Annotated in this window: 18 protein-coding genes and 1 other annotated feature (1 of these 19 only partly in view); all 18 genes read right to left on the bottom strand. The window is 41.4% G+C overall.

Annotated features, from left to right (window positions below; translation table 11 throughout):
• A complete protein-coding gene (gene rpsC, locus OSJ91_RS00735) occupies positions 1-657 on the bottom strand; it encodes a 30S ribosomal protein S3 (protein WP_034305014.1) in 657 nt (218 codons plus the stop codon).
• A 3-nt stretch (positions 658-660) separates the two neighbouring features.
• Positions 661-1,002 carry a 50S ribosomal protein L22 gene (gene rplV, locus OSJ91_RS00730; RefSeq protein WP_034305017.1) on the bottom strand — a complete coding sequence of 114 codons (342 nt, stop codon included), beginning with the start codon at positions 1,000-1,002 and terminating at the stop codon, positions 661-663.
• Between the two features lie 17 nt (positions 1,003-1,019).
• Positions 1,020-1,298: a 30S ribosomal protein S19 gene (gene rpsS, locus OSJ91_RS00725; protein ID WP_034305018.1), complete on the bottom strand. Its 279-nt coding sequence runs from the start codon at positions 1,296-1,298 to the stop codon at positions 1,020-1,022.
• A 60-nt stretch (positions 1,299-1,358) separates the two neighbouring features.
• Positions 1,359-2,189, bottom strand: coding sequence for a 50S ribosomal protein L2 (gene rplB, locus OSJ91_RS00720; RefSeq protein ID WP_034305021.1), 831 nt, complete (start codon positions 2,187-2,189; stop codon positions 1,359-1,361).
• 26 nt (positions 2,190-2,215) lie between these two features.
• Entirely contained in the window at positions 2,216-2,503 is a 288-nt protein-coding gene (rplW, locus tag OSJ91_RS00715) for a 50S ribosomal protein L23 (RefSeq protein WP_170946989.1), read from the bottom strand.
• Positions 2,500-3,123, bottom strand: a complete 624-nt coding sequence (gene rplD, locus OSJ91_RS00710) for a 50S ribosomal protein L4 (RefSeq protein ID WP_034305025.1) — start codon at positions 3,121-3,123, stop codon at positions 2,500-2,502. Before rplD ends, rplW begins: the two co-directional genes overlap by 4 nt.
• 25 nt (positions 3,124-3,148) lie before the next feature.
• Positions 3,149-3,778: a 50S ribosomal protein L3 gene (rplC, locus tag OSJ91_RS00705; protein WP_076372869.1), complete on the bottom strand. Its 630-nt coding sequence runs from the start codon at positions 3,776-3,778 to the stop codon at positions 3,149-3,151.
• A 40-nt stretch (positions 3,779-3,818) separates the two neighbouring features.
• Entirely contained in the window at positions 3,819-4,127 is a 309-nt protein-coding gene (rpsJ, locus tag OSJ91_RS00700; RefSeq protein WP_019244375.1) for a 30S ribosomal protein S10, read from the bottom strand.
• 419 nt (positions 4,128-4,546) lie between these two features.
• On the bottom strand, positions 4,547-5,734 hold the full coding sequence (gene tuf / locus OSJ91_RS00695; RefSeq protein WP_054398381.1) for an elongation factor Tu: 1,188 nt from the start codon (positions 5,732-5,734) through the stop codon (positions 4,547-4,549).
• A gap of 121 nt (positions 5,735-5,855) precedes the next feature.
• Positions 5,856-7,934 carry an elongation factor G gene (gene fusA, locus OSJ91_RS00690; protein ID WP_053537044.1) on the bottom strand — a complete coding sequence of 693 codons (2,079 nt, stop codon included), beginning with the start codon at positions 7,932-7,934 and terminating at the stop codon, positions 5,856-5,858.
• A gap of 44 nt (positions 7,935-7,978) precedes the next feature.
• A complete protein-coding gene (gene rpsG, locus OSJ91_RS00685; protein ID WP_048677878.1) occupies positions 7,979-8,449 on the bottom strand; it encodes a 30S ribosomal protein S7 in 471 nt (156 codons plus the stop codon).
• A 41-nt stretch (positions 8,450-8,490) separates the two neighbouring features.
• On the bottom strand, positions 8,491-8,913 hold the full coding sequence (rpsL, locus tag OSJ91_RS00680; protein ID WP_034305038.1) for a 30S ribosomal protein S12: 423 nt from the start codon (positions 8,911-8,913) through the stop codon (positions 8,491-8,493).
• A 104-nt stretch (positions 8,914-9,017) separates the two neighbouring features.
• Positions 9,018-9,266 (bottom strand): 50S ribosomal protein L7ae-like protein, encoded by a 249-nt coding sequence (locus OSJ91_RS00675; RefSeq protein ID WP_034305040.1) that lies wholly within the window; start codon positions 9,264-9,266, stop codon positions 9,018-9,020.
• A 293-nt stretch (positions 9,267-9,559) separates the two neighbouring features.
• Complete coding sequence (gene rpoC, locus OSJ91_RS00670; protein ID WP_241593944.1) at positions 9,560-13,159, bottom strand: DNA-directed RNA polymerase subunit beta'; 3,600 nt, start codon at positions 13,157-13,159, stop codon at positions 9,560-9,562.
• Between the two features lie 184 nt (positions 13,160-13,343).
• A complete protein-coding gene (rpoB, locus tag OSJ91_RS00665; protein ID WP_241593943.1) occupies positions 13,344-16,913 on the bottom strand; it encodes a DNA-directed RNA polymerase subunit beta in 3,570 nt (1,189 codons plus the stop codon).
• 238 nt (positions 16,914-17,151) lie between these two features.
• The gene (locus OSJ91_RS00660; RefSeq protein ID WP_350302758.1) at positions 17,152-17,757 is read right to left on the bottom strand and encodes a class I SAM-dependent methyltransferase; all 606 of its coding nucleotides are present in this window, start codon (positions 17,755-17,757) and stop codon (positions 17,152-17,154) included.
• A 195-nt stretch (positions 17,758-17,952) separates the two neighbouring features.
• On the bottom strand, positions 17,953-18,312 hold the full coding sequence (rplL, locus tag OSJ91_RS00655; RefSeq protein ID WP_034305050.1) for a 50S ribosomal protein L7/L12: 360 nt from the start codon (positions 18,310-18,312) through the stop codon (positions 17,953-17,955).
• Positions 18,313-18,374: 62 nt separating this feature from the next.
• The gene (gene rplJ / locus OSJ91_RS00650) at positions 18,375-18,875 is read right to left on the bottom strand and encodes a 50S ribosomal protein L10 (protein WP_048677870.1); all 501 of its coding nucleotides are present in this window, start codon (positions 18,873-18,875) and stop codon (positions 18,375-18,377) included.
• 39 nt (positions 18,876-18,914) lie between these two features.
• Positions 18,915-19,059 (bottom strand) — a sequence feature (ribosomal protein L10 leader region); it runs 6 nt beyond the window's last position.

Here is a 19,059-nt window from a genome sequence, read left to right as displayed (position 1 = left end):
TTATTTTCCTCCTTCCTCAGATTTCTTCTTAGTAGGAAGAACTTCTCCACGGTAGATCCAAACTTTCACGCCTAGCTTACCGTAAGTAGTATCTGCTTCAGCATGAGCATAATCTATGTCTGCACGAAGTGTGTGAAGTGGAACTGTTCCTTCGCTGTAATGTTCAGCACGAGCAATATCAGCACCGCCAAGACGACCAGAAACTTGTGTTTTGATTCCTTTTGCTCCAGAACGCATAGTACGTTGGATAGCTTGCTTTTGAGCGCGACGGAATGAAACACGGTTTTCTAATTGACGAGCGATGTTTTCTGCAACCAATTTTGCATCAAGATCTGCTCTTTTAATTTCGATGATATTGATATGAACTCTTTTGCCAGTCAACTGGTTCAAAGCTTTACGAAGTGCTTCGACCTCAGTACCGCCTTTACCGATAACCATTCCTGGTTTAGCAGTGTGGACAGATACATTGATACGGTTAGCTGCACGCTCGATTTCAACTTTTGAAACAGAAGCATCATTTAGACGTTTCGCGATATATTCACGAACTTTGATGTCTTCATGCAAAAGAACTGCGTAGTCTTTATCAGCGTACCATTTGGATTCCCAGTCACGGATTATCCCGATACGCATACCGATTGGATTTACCTTTTGACCCACAGATTACCCCTCCTTCTTTTCTGATACAACGATTGTAATATGACTAGTACGTTTGTTAATTGCACTCGCACGACCTTGAGCGCGAGGACGGAAACGTTTTAATGTTGGTCCTTCGTTAACGTATGCCTCTGAAACGACTAGGTTATTAATATCCATTTCGTAGTTGTGTTCTGCATTTGCGATAGCAGATTTCAGAATTTTTTCTACGACTGGAGAAGCAGATTTTGGTGTTAAGCGAAGAATCGCTACTGCTTCACCTACTTGTTTTCCTCGAATTAAATCTGCGACTAAACGCACTTTACGAGGAGCAATACGAACTGTTTTAGCGACAGCTTTAGCTTGCATGAGATGCCCTCCTCTCATTAACGTCTTGTTTTCTTGTCATCACTTGCGTGACCTTTATAAGTGCGTGTAGGCGCGAATTCGCCTAGTTTGTGACCTACCATATCTTCTGTTACATAAACCGGCACATGCTTACGACCGTCATAAACGGCGATTGTGTGTCCGATGAATTGCGGGAAGATTGTTGAGCGACGAGACCAAGTTTTTACTACCTGTTTCTTGTCAGCTTCATTTAATTTTTCAACTTTTACCAATAAATGATCATCAACAAAAGGCCCTTTTTTTAAGCTACGACCCATGCGAGTACCTCCCTTCGTGACTGTTCTACGGTTCTATATATGAACCGTAGCTCAATCCCGTTATTTTTTACGACGACGTACGATAAATTTATCGGATTTGTTTTTCTTCTTACGAGTTTTGAATCCAAGAGTAGGTTTACCCCATGGAGACATTGGTGATTTACGTCCGATTGGCGCTTTACCTTCACCACCACCGTGTGGGTGATCATTCGGGTTCATTACAGATCCACGAACTGTTGGGCGTTTACCTAACCAACGGTTACGGCCAGCTTTACCAATGTTGATAAGTTCATGTTGTTCATTACCAACTTGACCGATTGAAGCACGGCAAGTAGCAAGAATCATACGAACCTCACCTGAGTTTAAACGTACAAGTACATAACGACCTTCTTTACCAAGTACTTGAGCAGATGTTCCTGCTGAACGGACTAATTGTCCACCTTTTCCTGGTTTAAGTTCGATGTTATGAATTACTGTACCAACTGGGATGTTAATAAGAGGAAGTGCGTTACCCACTTTGATGTCAGCTTCTGGACCTGACATAACTTCCAAACCTACTTCTAGGTTTTTCGGAGCTAGGATATAACGTTTTTCTCCATCAACGTAATTAATTAATGCAATGTTTGCAGAACGATTTGGATCGTACTCAATAGTAGCAACGCGTCCTGGTATACCATCTTTATTCCGTTTGAAATCGATGATACGGTATTGACGCTTGTGGCCGCCACCTTGATGACGAACTGTTAACTTACCTTGGTTATTACGGCCGCCTTTGCTGTGTAAAGGAGCAAGTAATGATTTTTCCGGTTTGTCTGTAGTGATCTCAGCAAAATCGGAAGTTGTCATATTACGTCGACCGTTAGAGGTAGGTTTATACTTCTTAATCGCCATTTGTATTTCCCTCCTTCTCTAATGAATTAAGCCTCGAATAGCTCGATTTCTTTGCTGTCAGCAGTTAATTTAACAATAGCTTTACGGCGCTTGTTAGTATAGCCTGCATGTTTGCCCATGCGTTTGAATTTACCTTTGTAGTTCATGATGTTTACTTTCTCAACTTTAACGCCGAAAATTTCTTGAACAGCATCTTTAACTTGAGTTTTATTAGCTCTAACATCAACTTCAAAAGTATATTTCTTTTCAGCCATTATGTCTGAAGAGCGTTCAGTGATTACGGGGCGCTTAATGATATCGCGTGCATCCATTATGCAAGCACCTCCTCTACTTTTTCGACAGCTGATTTAGTCAAGATCAATTTGTTGTGTGAAACAACATCAAGAACATTAAGACCATCAGCTTCAACTACAGTAACACCAGGGATGTTACGTGCAGAAAGAGCAACTTTCTCATCTAAACCGTCAGTAACTACCAACGTTTTAGTATCAACAGAAAGGTTTTTAAGTACAGCTACAAACTCTTTTGTTTTTGGAGCTTCGAAAGACAAGCTTTCAAGTACCAAAATGTTCTCTTCCAATGCCTTTGCAGACAATGCAGATTTAATAGCTAAACGACGTACCTTTTTAGGTAGCTTGTAAGCGTAAGATCTTGGAGTTGGTCCAAAAACAACGCCACCGCCACGCCATTGTGGAGAACGGATAGAACCTTGACGCGCACGTCCAGTTCCTTTTTGTTTCCAAGGTTTACGTCCACCGCCTGCAACTTCAGAACGGTTTTTAACTTTATGAGTTCCTTGACGTAAGGAAGCTCGTTGCATGATGATTGCTTCAAATAATACGTGATTATTAGGTTCGATACCAAAGATGGATTCATTTAGTTCGATGTCGCCAACTTGTGAACCTGTTTGGTTGAACAATGTAACTTTTGGCATTCTATTGCTCCTCCTTTCTCAGAAATTACTTTGCTTTAACAGCAGATTTAACTTTGATCAATGCTTTTCTAGCACCAGGTACATTACCTTTGATCAATAGTAGGTTACGTTCAACATCAACTTTAACGATAGCTAAGTTTTGAACAGTGATTTGCTCTCCACCCATACGTCCTGGTAAAAGTTTACCTTTGAATACGCGGTTTGGAGCTACAGGACCCATTGAACCTGGGCGACGGTGGTAACGAGAACCATGAGACATAGGTCCGCGAGATTGTCCATGACGCTTGATAGAGCCTTGGAATCCTTTACCTTTTGAAATTCCTGATACATCTACTAAATCGCCTTCAGCGAAAATACTTACATTGACTTCTTGACCGATCTCATATTCAGTAAGATCCGTTCCGCGGAATTCGCGAATGAAGCGCTTAGGAGTAGTATTTGCTTTTTCAACATGGCCCTTTTCAGGTTTGTTAGAAAGCTTTTCACGTTTGTTTTCAAAACCAACTTGAACTGCTTCATAGCCATCAGTTTCAACAGTTTTCTTTTGAAGAACCACGTTATTAGCAGCTTCGATAACTGTTACCGGAATAAGTTCACCGTTTTCAGCAAAAACTTGAGTCATACCGATTTTTCTTCCTAAGATTCCTTTGGTCATAAGTCACACCTCCTAGAGTAATTGTTCATATTTATATGAATTATAATTTGATTTCAATGTCAACGCCTGATGGTAAATCTAAACGCATCAATGAATCAACTGTTTGTGGAGTTGGATTAACGATGTCGATTAGACGTTTATGCGTACGCATTTCGAATTGTTCACGAGAATCTTTGTATTTATGAACCGCACGTAGGATCGTATATACCGATCTTTCAGTAGGTAATGGAATTGGACCAGATACAGCCGCACCAGAACGTTTTGCAGTTTCAACAATTTTCTCAGCAGATTGATCAAGAATTCTGTGATCATATGCTTTTAAACGGATACGAATTTTTTGTTTTGCCATAATTTTCCCTCCTTTTCGCCTATTTTGAAATAGACCTTCTCAATGGAAATTTCCCACACACTCGCCATGGCAAAGCGGCCGGGTGTGTCAGCAACCTTCCATATCATCGCAGTCAAAGACCAACATTGTCTATTATACATAAAACACAAGCAGAACGCAAGTTAAACTTGAATTTTTCTTGTGCAGCACACTTTTATTATTATACATACTATCACAAGTATTTACAAGTACATTCTATATGGTCTTTCATATCCATTTTCTTCAATTCGATAATCCTCATGATACCGATTAAATACACTTCACTTTTACAGGTATTATAGAAGAAAGATTCAATATTCTTTAGAAAAAGAAAAGAAGCAGATGGCGTCCCATCTGCTTCTTCCGGAAGGCGTCCCTTCCAATATTGTTTTACGAATCAATTATTCTTGGATTGTAGCAACTACGCCAGCGCCTACAGTACGTCCACCCTCACGGATAGAGAATTTAGTACCTTCTTCGATAGCGATTGGAGCGATAAGTTCTACAGTCATTTCAATGTTGTCTCCAGGCATAACCATTTCTACGCCTTCAGGAAGGTTACAAATACCAGTTACGTCAGTTGTACGGAAGTAGAACTGAGGACGGTAGTTTGTAAAGAATGGAGTGTGACGTCCACCTTCTTCTTTAGAAAGAACATAAACTTCAGCTTTGAACTTTGTGTGTGGAGTGATTGTGCTTGGTTTAGCAAGTACTTGTCCACGTTGGATATCTTCACGGGATACACCACGAAGTAGTGCACCGATGTTGTCACCAGCTTCAGCATAGTCAAGAAGTTTACGGAACATCTCAACACCAGTTACTGTTGTTGGTTTAGACTCTTCGTTGAATCCGATGATGTCAACAACGTCACCGACTTTAACTTGTCCACGCTCAACACGACCAGTAGCAACTGTTCCACGACCAGTGATTGAGAATACATCCTCAACTGGCATCATGAATGGTTTGTCAGTGTCACGAGTTGGTTCTGGGATATACTCGTCAACAGCTGTCATTAATTCATGAATTTTTTCTTCCCATGCTGCTTCTCCTTGAAGAGCTTTTAGTGCAGATCCTTTGATAACTGGAATGTCATCGCCAGGGAATTCGTATTCAGATAGAAGATCACGGATTTCCATTTCTACTAATTCAAGAAGTTCTTCGTCATCTACCATGTCGCATTTGTTCATGAATACTACTAGGTATGGTACACCTACTTGACGAGAAAGAAGGATGTGCTCACGAGTTTGAGGCATTGGGCCATCAGCAGCAGATACTACTAAGATTCCGCCGTCCATTTGTGCAGCACCAGTGATCATGTTTTTAACATAGTCAGCATGTCCTGGGCAGTCAACGTGTGCATAGTGACGAGTAGCTGTTTCGTACTCAACGTGTGCAGTAGAGATTGTGATACCACGTTCTCTTTCTTCTGGAGCACCATCGATTTGGTCATAAGCGCGAGCTTCTGCGCCACCAGATTTAGCAAGTACAGTTGTGATTGCAGCAGTTAGAGTTGTTTTACCATGGTCAACGTGACCAATTGTTCCAACGTTAACGTGCGGTTTTGAACGATCAAATTTAGCTTTTCCCATTAGGAATTCCTCCTTAAAATTATAAATAAAAGATTAAGTATATAAGGGCTGTGAAAGAAGACTAATTCTTCCATCACAGCTTACATAAGATAGTTATACTTTAATAAGAGATGAAAATCAATTATTCACCTTTATTTTTTTTGATGATTTCTTCAGAAATGCTCTTAGGTACTTCTTCATAATGATCGAAGTGCATAGAGAATGTTCCGCGTCCTTGAGTGTTAGAACGTAAAGATGTAGCATATCCGAACATTTCAGATAGTGGAACCATCGCTTTAACCATTTGCGTGTTACCGCGAGCTTCCATACCTTCTACACGACCACGACGAGATGTGATATCTCCCATGATGTCGCCTAGGTAATCTTCTGGAATAACTACTTCCACTTTCATGATAGGTTCAAGGATGACAGGACTACATTTAGATGCTGCATTTTTTAGTGCCATTGATGCAGCGATTTTAAATGCCATTTCATTGGAGTCAACGTCATGGTAAGATCCGTCGAATAATTTTGCTTTGATGTCGACTAGCGGGTAACCAGCAAGTACACCACGGTCAAGTGAATCAACTAATCCAGCTTGTACAGCAGGGATGTATTCACGTGGTACTACACCACCGACGATAGCATTTTCAAATTCGAAACCTTTACCTTCTTCGTTTGGACCAAATTCGATCCATACGTGTCCGAATTGTCCACGACCACCAGATTGGCGAACGAATTTACCTTCAACTTTAGCTGAACCACGGAAAGTTTCACGGTATGCTACTTGAGGAGCACCAACGTTTGCTTCCACTTTGAATTCACGACGCATACGGTCAACAAGGATGTCCAAGTGAAGTTCACCCATACCAGCGATGATTGTTTGACCAGTTTCTTGGTCAGTATGCGCACGGAATGTTGGATCTTCATCTTGTAGCTTTTGTAAAGCTTGAGACATTTTGTCTTGGTCTGCTTTTGATTTCGGTTCAACTGATAGTGAGATAACTGGCTCTGGGAACACCATGGATTCAAGAATTACTTGGTTCTTGTCATCACATAGAGTATCTCCAGTTGTAGTATCTTTCAATCCGACTGCAGCTGCGATATCCCCTGCGTATACAGTAGAGATTTCTTCACGGCTGTTAGCGTGCATTTGAAGGATACGTCCAATACGTTCACGTTTTCCTTTAGTTGAGTTGATTACATAAGATCCTGATTCTAATGTACCTGAGTACACACGGAAGAATGTAAGTTTACCAACGTAAGGGTCAGTCATAACTTTAAACGCTAAAGCTGAGAACGGTTCAGAATCATCTGAATGACGTTCCACTTCTTCTTCTGAATCCGGTAATGTACCTTTGATAGCTGGTACATCCAATGGAGATGGAAGGAAGTCGATAACGTTATCAAGCATTAATTGAACACCTTTGTTTTTGAAAGCTGATCCGCAAATAACAGGGAAGAACTCAACATTAACGGTTGCTGTACGAATAGCTGCTTTCAATTCAGCAATGCTGATTTCTTCGCCGCCAAGGTATTTTTCCATTAAGTCTTCATTTACTTCCGCTACTGCTTCAATTAACTTTTCACGGTACTCTTCAGCTAATTCCCGGTGTTCTTCAGGAATTTCACCGACAGTGATGTCAGTTCCTAGGTCATTACCATAGAAATGAGTTTTCATTTCAATAAGGTCGATGATTGCAGAGAATTGATCCTCTGCTCCGATTGGTAACTGAACTGGGTGAGCGTTAGCTTGTAAACGATCGTGGATTGTTCCAACTGAATACAAGAAATCTGCACCGATTTTGTCCATTTTATTTACGAATACAACACGTGGTACACCGTAAGTTGTAGCTTGGCGCCAAACTGTTTCAGTTTGAGGCTCAACACCTGATTGGGCATCAAGTACAGCTACAGCTCCATCAAGTACGCGCAAAGAGCGTTCAACTTCAACTGTGAAGTCTACGTGTCCTGGTGTATCGATGATGTTTACACGGTGACCTTTCCACTGTGCAGTTGTTGCAGCGGAAGTGATCGTGATTCCGCGTTCTTGTTCCTGTTCCATCCAGTCCATTTGAGATGCACCTTCGTGCGTTTCACCAATTTTGTGGATTTTACCAGTGTAATATAGAACACGTTCTGTTGTTGTCGTTTTACCGGCATCGATGTGAGCCATGATACCGATATTACGAGTGTTTGCTAAGGAGAACTCTCTTGCCATTTGTCTTTCTCCTTCCTTCTATAAGGATTTTATAGTGATTGATCTTACCAGCGATAATGTGCGAAAGCTTTGTTGGCTTCAGCCATTTTGTGTGTATCTTCACGTTTCTTAACTGCTGCTCCAGTATTGTTGGCAGCATCCATGATTTCATAAGCTAAACGCTCTTCCATCGTTTTTTCTCCACGAAGGCGAGAGTAGTTTACTAACCAACGAAGTCCTAGAGTCGATTTGCGATCTGGACGCACCTCAACTGGTACTTGGTAGTTAGCTCCACCCACACGGCGTGCTTTTACTTCTAGTACAGGCATGATGTTTTTAAGTGCTTGATCGAAAACTTCGATCGGCTCATTGCCAGTACGTTCTTTGATTAAATCAAATGCAGAGTAAAGAATTTTTTGTGATTTACCTCTTTGTCCATCAACCATTAATTTGTTGATTAAGCGAGTCACAAGTTTTGAATTATATATTGGATCTGGTAATACGTCTCTTTTCGTTACAGGTCCTTTACGAGGCATTGTATTTCCTCCTTTCAAGAAAGTTCAATTTTTGTTTAAGATTATTTTTTTGCTGCTTTCGGACGCTTAGTACCGTATTTAGAACGGCCTTGCATACGATTGTTAACTCCAGCTGTATCAAGAGCACCACGTACGATATGGTAACGTACCCCTGGTAAATCTTTTACACGACCGCCACGGATAAGAACCACGCTGTGTTCTTGTAGGTTGTGACCGATACCTGGGATATAAGCTGTTACCTCGATACCGTTTGTTAAACGTACACGCGCATATTTACGTAACGCGGAGTTTGGTTTTTTCGGTGTCATAGTACCCACACGAGTGCAAACACCACGTTTTTGCGGAGATGATACGTTAGTTTGTGCTTTTTTAAAGCTGTTGTAGCCTTTGTTAAGTGCCGGAGATTTTGAATTAACCTCTTTAGACTCGCGTCCTTTACGCACTAATTGATTAATAGTAGGCATTACATTTTTCCTCCCTTCACGTTTTCATTTCTAGTACCACACATCCAGGTGGTTCATAAATGGGTAAAAACAAAGTCTTTGCAAATATTATTGCAAAAACATCTTTACTTTTTGATGGCAACAGTTGCTGCTCCGACATCAATACCACATGCTTTGCCAAGCATTCTCATCGAATCAACATATGTGATAGGAACATCCAATTCTTTGGCAGTCTCAACGACACGCCCAGTCAAGTATATATCTGCATCATCAGCGATGATAACTTCTTGAATTAAATTGTTTTTAAGAGCTCTAACTGCTTGCTTCGTCCCTATAATCACTGACTTTGCCTGTATTACTTTTTCATAAGACATGGTCCATATCCTCCAAAGTTACAGGGTAACATAGGAGCACCTTTGCTATAGTATCATTATTAGTCGGATACTGTCAACTTCTTTCAAAAAAATAATTCTAGCAAAAGGTTTTCCTTACATAATTCTATCAAGATTATTAATTTGCCTAAACGGAATATATCAAATCCTCATAGGGCTTTTCAGCCGGCCATGAGTAATAAGAGAGACCAGCTCAATAAATTCTGATCCTTCAGCTCCAATAGTAAACAGGAGAGCGGTTTTCAGTATAAATGATTGAGCTGGTCCATTTTCCTTTAATCCACTGTTACTGTATCGGCACTTTCGTCACCAACGACGACAGGGTTTGCTTTTCTGTATCTAAGCATTCCCGTTCCTGCTGGGACAAGTTTACCGATGATGACATTTTCTTTAAGACCAAGCAATTCATCACGTTTTCCTTTTATTGCTGCATCAGTCAAGACTCTAGTCGTTTCTTGGAATGACGCTGCGGACAAGAAGGAATCCGTTTCTAGAGATGCTTTTGTGATACCTAGCAATACAGGGCGGCCTGTAGCTGGTAATTTGTTGGTCAGCAATGCATCTGTGTTTGCAGTAGTGAACTGGTTAACATCCAATAATGTTCCTGGAAGCACTTCAGTTTCACCTGCATCAAGCACACGGACTTTACGCATCATTTGTCTAACCATTACCTCGATATGTTTATCACCGATTTCAACACCTTGCATCCGGTATACTTTTTGAACTTCATGAAGCAGGTATTCCTGAACAGTAAGCACGTCTGTAACCTTCAGCAATTCTTTCGGATCGATGGAACCCTCCGTCAACTCTTCACCACGACGGACAGGTGTATCAACAGTTACTCTTAGACGCGCTGTGTACGGCGCAGTATACGTGCGTGATTCAACAGCACCCTGAACGACGATTTCCTGTTGTTTATCCCGAATTTCATTGATCGAAACAATCGTTCCTTCGATTTCAGAAATGACAGCTTGACCTTTAGGATTTCTCGCCTCAAATATTTCTTGGATACGAGGAAGACCTTGAGTGATATCATCCCCGGCAACCCCACCTGTATGGAACGTACGCATCGTCAACTGTGTACCAGGTTCTCCGATGGATTGAGCGGCAATAATACCGACTGCTTCGCCCACTTCAACTTCTTGACCGGTAGCCAAGTTGCGTCCATAACATTTTTTACATACACCATGGCTGGTGTTACATGTAAAGGCAGAACGGATCCATGCTGTTTCAATTCCAAGTGATTCAATATAATTAGCAAGATCTTCAGTAATAAGATCGTTTTCAGCCACGATTACTTCATTTGTTTCAGGATGTCTGATCGCTTTTCTTGCATAACGGCCCACTAGGCGCTCTTCAAGATGCTCGATTATTTCAGTACCCTCTCTTAAGGCTGAAATTTTCAAGCCGCGGTCCGTTCCACAATCGTCATCACGGATGATGACATCTTGGGCAACGTCAACAAGTCGACGGGTAAGGTAACCGGAATCGGCTGTTTTAAGGGCTGTATCGGCAAGACCTTTACGCGCACCATGTGTAGAGATGAAGTACTCCAACACTGTTAAACCTTCACGGAAACTTGATTTGATCGGTAATTCAATGATACGTCCAGCCGGGTTGGCCATCAAACCACGCATACCCGCAAGCTGCGTAAAGTTGGAAGCATTACCACGGGCACCGGAGTCACTCATCATGAAGATCGGGTTGCGTCGGTCCAGTGAGTCCATAAGTTTGGACTGGATGGTATCCTTGGCAGCACTCCAGATGGAAATGACGCGATCATAACGCTCATCCTCTGTAATTAGACCACGTCTGAACTGTTTCAAGACGTTATCCACTTTGGTTTGAGCCTCAGTAATGATTTCTTGTTTTTCTTTTAAAACGACAATATCAGCCACACCAACGGTAATACCGGCTTTTGTCGAATATTTGAATCCAAGATCTTTCATCCGGTCAAGCATTTTGGATGTTTCGGTAATCTTAAAGCGTTTAAAGACTTCCGCGATGATATTACCAAGAATTTTTTTCTTGAAAGGATCGATAGCAGGTTGAGCCTTAATCAATTCTGGGATATTAGCGCCTTTTTCCACAAAATATTTCTCTGGAGTTTTGGTTTCCAAATTATATCGTGTCGGCTCGTTAATATACGGGAATGATTTTGGTAAAATTTCATTGAAGATCAATTTACCGACAGTGGTAATAAGCAGTTGGCGGTTTTGTTCTTCAGTGAATGTTTCATTATTCAGTGATGATGCATGTACGGCACAACGGGAATGCAAGTGTACATATCCGTTTTGGTATGCAAGCAATGCTTCACTTGTATCTTTAAAGATCATACCTTCGCCGATAGCGCCTTCTCTTTCCAACGTTAAGTAATAGTTACCTAATACCATATCTTGAGAAGGTGTAACGACAGGTTTACCATCTTTAGGGTTCAAAATGTTCTGTGCTGCAAGCATAAGCATGCGTGCTTCGGCTTGGGCTTCAGAAGATAGAGGAACGTGGACCGCCATTTGGTCACCGTCAAAGTCAGCGTTGTAAGCTGTACATACAAGCGGATGCAAACGAATTGCGCGACCTTCAACCAACGTTGGTTCAAACGCTTGGATACCAAGTCTATGAAGAGTCGGTGCACGGTTCAATAGTACTGGGTGTTCTCTAATAACTTCTTCAAGCACATCCCATATTTCAGGAGATAAACGTTCAATTTTACGCTTAGCGGATTTGATGTTATGCGCTAGACCTCTTTGAACAAGCTCCTTCATAACGAATGGTTTGAATAATTCAATCGCCATTTCTTTAGGAAGACCACATTGGTACATCTTTAAGTTTGGTCCTACTACGATAACGGAACGGCCAGAGTAATCAACACGTTTACCAAGAAGGTTTTGACGGAAACGACCTTGTTTACCTTTTAACATGTGAGATAAAGATTTTAACGGACGGTTACCAGGTCCAGTTACCGGACGGCCACGACGGCCATTATCGATAAGAGCATCGACAGCTTCCTGCAGCATACGCTTCTCATTTTGAACGATAATGCTTGGTGCTCCAAGATCCAGTAATCTTTTCAAACGATTATTACGGTTGATAACACGGCGATATAAATCATTTAGATCAGATGTGGCAAAACGTCCTCCATCAAGTTGAACCATAGGACGAAGTTCCGGTGGAATTACCGGAAGCACGTCAAGGATCATCCATGAAGGCTCATTTCCGGAGTTACGGAATGCTTCAAGCACTTCCAAGCGTTTGATTGCACGGGTTCTGCGTTGTCCTTGAGCTGTTTTAAGCTCCTCTTTCAACGACTCTACTTCCTTTTCCGTATCAATATCTTGTAAAAGTTTTTTAATAGCTTCCGCACCCATGGCAGCTTGGAATTTCTTACCGTATTTTTCACGGTATGTACGATATTCTTTTTCAGAAAGAAGCTGTTTCTTTTCTAAAGTTGTATCGCCCGTTTCAGTTACGACGTAAGATGCAAAGTAAATAACTTCTTCCAAAGCCCGTGGAGACATGTCAAGTACAAGTCCCATACGGCTAGGAATTCCTTTAAAATACCATATGTGAGAAACTGGAGCTGCCAGCTCAATATGACCCATACGCTCACGACGCACCTTAGCACGAGTGACTTCAACGCCACAACGGTCACAGACTACGCCTTTATAACGAACACGTTTATATTTTCCGCAATGACATTCCCAGTCCTTTTGAGGTCCAAAAATTCTCTCACAGAATAAACCGTCTTTTTCTGGCTTTAGCGTACGATAGTTGATTGTTTCTGGTTTTTTAACTTCTCCATGGGACCAAGAACGAATCTTGTCTGGTGAAGCAAGACCAATTTTCATATACTCAAAATTATTAACGTCTAACAAGGGGCCTACCTCCCTTTTAATCTCCAGGTTTAACCCTTGATTGCCGTCAAATATCAGGCAATCTTACACCGGATGATGGTTGATTGAATCAATAAGGCTCTAACAAGGCAGCATGATCTTCCAATGAACATCTCGCTGCCAGTCAGAGCGGGTAATATATAACTAGATATGTTTATATTTAATTTTATTCTTTGACAGGTGCCCCTACTTCGGAAGCAACCATATCTTTAGTTTCTGAATCAAGGCTTAATTTGTCAGCTTGGTTGGCTTCATCTTCATCTTCCAAATCACGCATTTCGATTTCACGATCTTCGGCATTGAGGATTTTAACATCCAATCCTAAACTTTGAAGCTCCTTAATCAATACTTTGAATGACTCAGGAACGCCTGGTTCAGGGACATTTTCACCTTTGACAATCGCTTCGTACGTTTTCACACGACCGACGACATCATCTGATTTAACGGTTAGGATTTCTTGTAATGTATAAGCAGCACCATAAGCTTCAAGTGCCCATACTTCCATCTCACCGAAACGCTGTCCACCAAATTGCGCTTTACCACCAAGTGGTTGCTGCGTAACAAGGGAGTAAGGACCAGTTGAACGTGCATGAAGTTTATCATCGACCATATGTGCCAGTTTGATCATATACATGACACCAACTGATACACGGTTATCGAATGCTTCACCTGAACGGCCATCATAAAGGACAGTTTTTGCATCACGGGACATCCCGGCTTCTTCAATCGTACCCCAAACATCTTCCTCTGTGGCACCATCGAATACAGGAGATGCTACATGGATGCCAAGTGCGCGTGCAGCCATACCTAAGTGAAGCTCCAGCACCTGACCGATGTTCATACGTGAAGGTACACCCAATGGGTTTAACATGATGTCGACTGGAGTGCCATCCGGTAAATAAGGCATATCTTCTTCAGGAAGAATCCTGGAGATTACCCCTTTGTTACCATGTCGTCCAGCCATTTTATCGCCTTCATGGATTTTACGTTTTTGAACGATATATACACGTGCGAGTTGGTTTACACCAGGAGGCAGTTCATCGCCGTCTTCTCTGTTGAATACTTTAACATCAAGAACGATTCCTCCGCCGCCGTGAGGTACACGAAGTGATGTATCCCTTACTTCACGTGCTTTTTCACCGAAGATTGCATGTAATAGACGTTCCTCGGCAGTCAGTTCCGTTACACCTTTAGGCGTTACTTTACCAACAAGGAGGTCTCCGTCTTTCACTTCAGCACCCACACGGATAATTCCGCGCTCATCAAGATTACGAAGCGCATCTTCCCCTACGTTAGGGATATCACGTGTGATTTCTTCAGGCCCTAATTTTGTATCGCGTGATTCAGATTCATATTCTTCAATATGAATAGAAGTGTACACATCATCTTTAACCAATCGTTCACTCATGATGATGGCATCTTCATAGTTATATCCATCCCATGTCATGAAGGCAACCAATACGTTACGTCCAAGTGCCAACTCACCTTTTTCCATTGAAGGACCATCAGCAAGAATTTCACCTTTTACGACGTTGTCGCCAACACTGACGATAGGGCGTTGATTATAGCACGTTCCTTGGTTGGAACGAATGAATTTTAATAGACGATATTTATCAAGATTTCCTTTTACTTGCTGTCCGTCTACTTCACTTACCCTACGTACCCATACTTCACGTGATTCAACGTGCTCTACGATACCAGGGTGTTTACAGATTACAGCAGCACCGGAGTCTTTCGCTGAAACATACTCCATACCCGTTCCGACTCGAGGGGCTTCCGGTTGAAGCAAAGGAACTGCTTGACGTTGCATGTTCGCTCCCATAAGGGCACGGTTGGAGTCATCGTTTTCCAAGAAAGGAATACATGCAGTCGCAGCAGATACAACTTGTTTAGGAGATACATCCATGTAATCTACGCGGTCACGCGGAACAACGGTATTTTCACCGCGGAAACGTGCAACAACATCATTATCAAGGAATGAGCCGTCATCCGACAGTCGTACATTCGCTTGGGCAACTACATAATTATCTTCCTCATCAGCTGTTAAGTAATCGATTTGGCTTGTAATTCTACCTGTTTCAGGGTCCACACGACGATATGGTGTTTCAATGAAGCCATATGGGTTTACCTTTGCAAAACTGGATAACGAGTTAATCAAACCAATATTCGGTCCCTCAGGCGTTTCAATCGGACACATGCGACCATAGTGGGAATAATGAACGTCACGTACTTCAAAGCCAGCACGCTCACGTGTCAGACCACCAGGTCCCAATGCAGATAGACGACGTTTATGCGTCAATTCAGCAAGCGGATTCGTTTGATCCATGAACTGGGAAAGCTGTGAGCTTCCAAAGAACTCTTTAATTGATGCAATGACCGGGCGAATGTTGATTAGTTGCTGCGGAGTGATTGTATTCGTATCCTGAATGGACATTCTTTCACGAACAACACGCTCCATACGGGATAAACCAATTCTAAATTGGTTTTGCAGCAATTCACCAACGGAACGCAGACGACGGTTACCTAAATGGTCAATGTCATCCGTGATTCCCACACCATGCAATAAGTTAAAGAAATAACTGATGGAAGAAATGATATCAGCCGGTGTAATGTTTTTGACCTGGTCGGTCACATATGCATTACCGATGATATTGATCACTTTTTCGCCTTCAGCATCGTTTGGTGCAAACACTTTAATAGGTTGTAGAAGAGTTTCTTCTTCCACTACACCACCTGATGGATGGAATGTTTTGAATCCGATTCCACCTTCGATATGAGGCAGGATCCTATCAAGAGTCCGACGATCAAGCATTGTACCTTTTTCAACGATGATTTCACCTGTTTCAGGATCAATCAAAGTCTCTGCAATACGTTGTCCGAATAAACGGTTCTTGATATGCAGTTTTTTGTTTATTTTATAACGGCCTACATTAGCTAAATCATAACGTTTTGGATCAAAAAAGCGTGATACTAAAAGACTTTTCGCGTTTTCGACAGTAGGTGGTTCACCTGGGCGTAGACGCTCATAGATTTCCAGTAATGCTTTTTCCACACTCTCGGTGTTATCCTTTTCAAGAGTGTTGCGAAGGTATTCGTTGTCTCCGATCAAATCGATGATTTCTTGATCTGTTCCGAATCCAAGAGCACGCATTAATACCGTGATCGGTAATTTCCTGGTGCGGTCGATTCGAACATACACAACATCCTTGGCGTCTGTTTCATATTCGAGCCATGCGCCACGATTAGGAATAACGGTCGCAGAGAATCCAAGCTTACCGTTTTTATCCATTTTCCCATTATAGTAAACACTCGGTGAGCGCACTAATTGGGATACAATTACCCGTTCAGCACCATTGATGACAAATGTACCTGTTTCAGTCATCAGCGGGAAGTCACCCATAAATACATCCTGGTCTTTCACTTCCCCTGTTTCTTTGTTAACAAGGCGCACTTTCACACGAAGTGGTGCAGAATACGTAACATCGCGTTCCTTTGTTTCTTCCACAGAATACTTCGGCTCAGCTAAGCTGTAATCGATGAATTCTAACGATAAATTACCTGTAAAATCCTCAATAGGAGAAATATCCTGGAACATTTCCTTTAAACCTACATCTAGAAACCATTGATAAGAAGCTGTTTGAATTTCAATCAGATTCGGAAGGTCCAAAACCTCACTGATTCTTGCATAACTTCTACGTTGGCGGTGTCGTCCATACTGAACAAGTTGACCTGTCAACTGATTCACCCCTTAAATCAAGCGTTATAAGGATCCATTTGCCTCGGAAAAGGAATCATTTCCATAGACAAAAAGAAAATGGTTTTTATTTTAAAAACCACTATTTCTCATAAAACGAACTATTATTTATATATTTTTCCCATATTATCCATTGATTATACACCAATGGTATAAAAATTGCATAGTTACGGAATTATATATATGCATTTTATAATACTAACATAGCGAAAATTTAGAGTCAAACCTTTTTGGATAATAGTATATAGTAACCCTTTTTCTTAACGGGCACCTCAACATTTCCAAATAATTGCTCCATTTTATCCATTGCGGATGGAGCTCCTTGTTTTTTTTGAATGACAACCCATAATTCTCCACCAGCTACCAAACTGCGATAGCTTTCTTCTAAAATTTCGTGGACTACACTTTTACCTGCGCGAATGGGAGGGTTCGTAAGAATCGCTGCGAATTGATTGGAGGCAACTTTGTCAAAACGATCACTTTCGTAAATCTTCACGTTTGCGATCCCATTAGATGCAGCATTCTCTCTTGACAATTCAACTGCCCGGCTATTTATATCAATCATTTCTATCGTTCTATTGGGATAAGCTGCCGCAATCGATATTCCAATTGGTCCATAACCGCAACCAACATCGAGAATATTTCCTTCCACAGCCTCATTAAGGTTAAAACTCTCAACCAAAAGACGCGATCCGAAATCAACTTCCTTTTTCGAAAAAACACCATTATCACTTTTGAAGCGAAATGTACGTCCCTTTAATGTGAAATCCCAAAATTTCGGATTGCTTACGACATCCGGTTTTTGTGAGTAGTAATGCTCTGTCAGAGTCATCTCCCCCTATCAGAAAGGAATATTGAAGATTTAATGAGAGAAGAGAATTGAAGAATGGATGCTTGCATGCCGGAATGTCGTAATAACGAAATCCTCGTTATCAAACCATTAACGGCTAATTTCCGTCATTTCTTTAAAAATGAAGAAAAAAAGCCCGCCAGTGATAGCGAGCTTTTTGTTTATGCAAGATTACTTAACTTCAACGCCAGCTCCAACTTCTTCAAGTTTAGCTTTGATTTCTTCAGCTTCTTCTTTAGAAGCAGCTTCTTTGATTGCTTTTGGAGTGTTGTCAACAAGTTCTTTTGCTTCTTTAAGTCCAAGACCTGTAACTTCACGTACAGCTTTGATAACTTTGATTTTTTGATCTCCAGCAGATGTAAGGATTACATCAAACTCAGTTTTTTCTTCAGCAGCAGCGCCACCAGCAGCAGCTACAGCTACAGGTGCAGCAGCAGTTACGCCGAATTCTTCTTCGATAGCTTTTACAAGGTCGTTTAATTCTAAAACAGTCATATTTTTAACTGCTTCAATGATTTGATCTTTAGTCATTTTTATTTCCTCCTCGAAATGGTTGGTTTTTTTTGAATCAGCAGGCTAAATAAGCGGTCAGCTTACGCGCCTTGTTCTTCTTTTTGCTCTGCAACAGCTTTTGTAGCAAGAGCAAGTCCGCGCATAGGTGCTTGTAGCACGCTGAGTAGCATTGAAAGTAGGCCTTCGCGTGAAGGTAGTTCTGCAAGAGCTTTAATTTCTTCAGCAGTTGCAACATTTCCTTCGATAACTCCAGCTTTGATTTCTAAAGCTTCATGTTTTTTCGCAAAATCGTTAAGGATTTTTGCTGGCGCAATAACATCTTCAGTTGAGAATGCAATTGCGTTTGGACCTGTTAATGATTCGTTCAAAGCGCTAAGTTCAGCACTTTCAGCAGCACGGCGAGTCATAGAGTTTTTGTAAACTTTAAACTCAACGCCAGCTTCACGAAGTTGCTTACGAAGTTCTGTTACTTCAGCAACAGTCAATCCACGGTAGTCAACAACTACTGTTGATTGGCTTGAAGTTAACTTTTCAGAAATCTCAGCAACGATTTTTTGCTTTTGTTCAATAATTGCGTTCATCCTTACACCTCCTGTAGATTTGCTTGAAAACATTTATACCGTTTCAAAGAAAAAGCCTTCATCTCTATTGCAGACATGAAGGCAGTAATTTCAAAAGTCATAGTCCAGGACTATTATTATCGAATTACCTCGGCAGGGAATTAAGCTCGTAATGAGCACCTACTGTCTACGGTACAAATAGTAT

It is taken from the genome of Bacillus sp. T-10(2022) (genome assembly GCF_056502895.1).
This window is presented reverse-complemented; position numbering and strand designations above follow the sequence as displayed.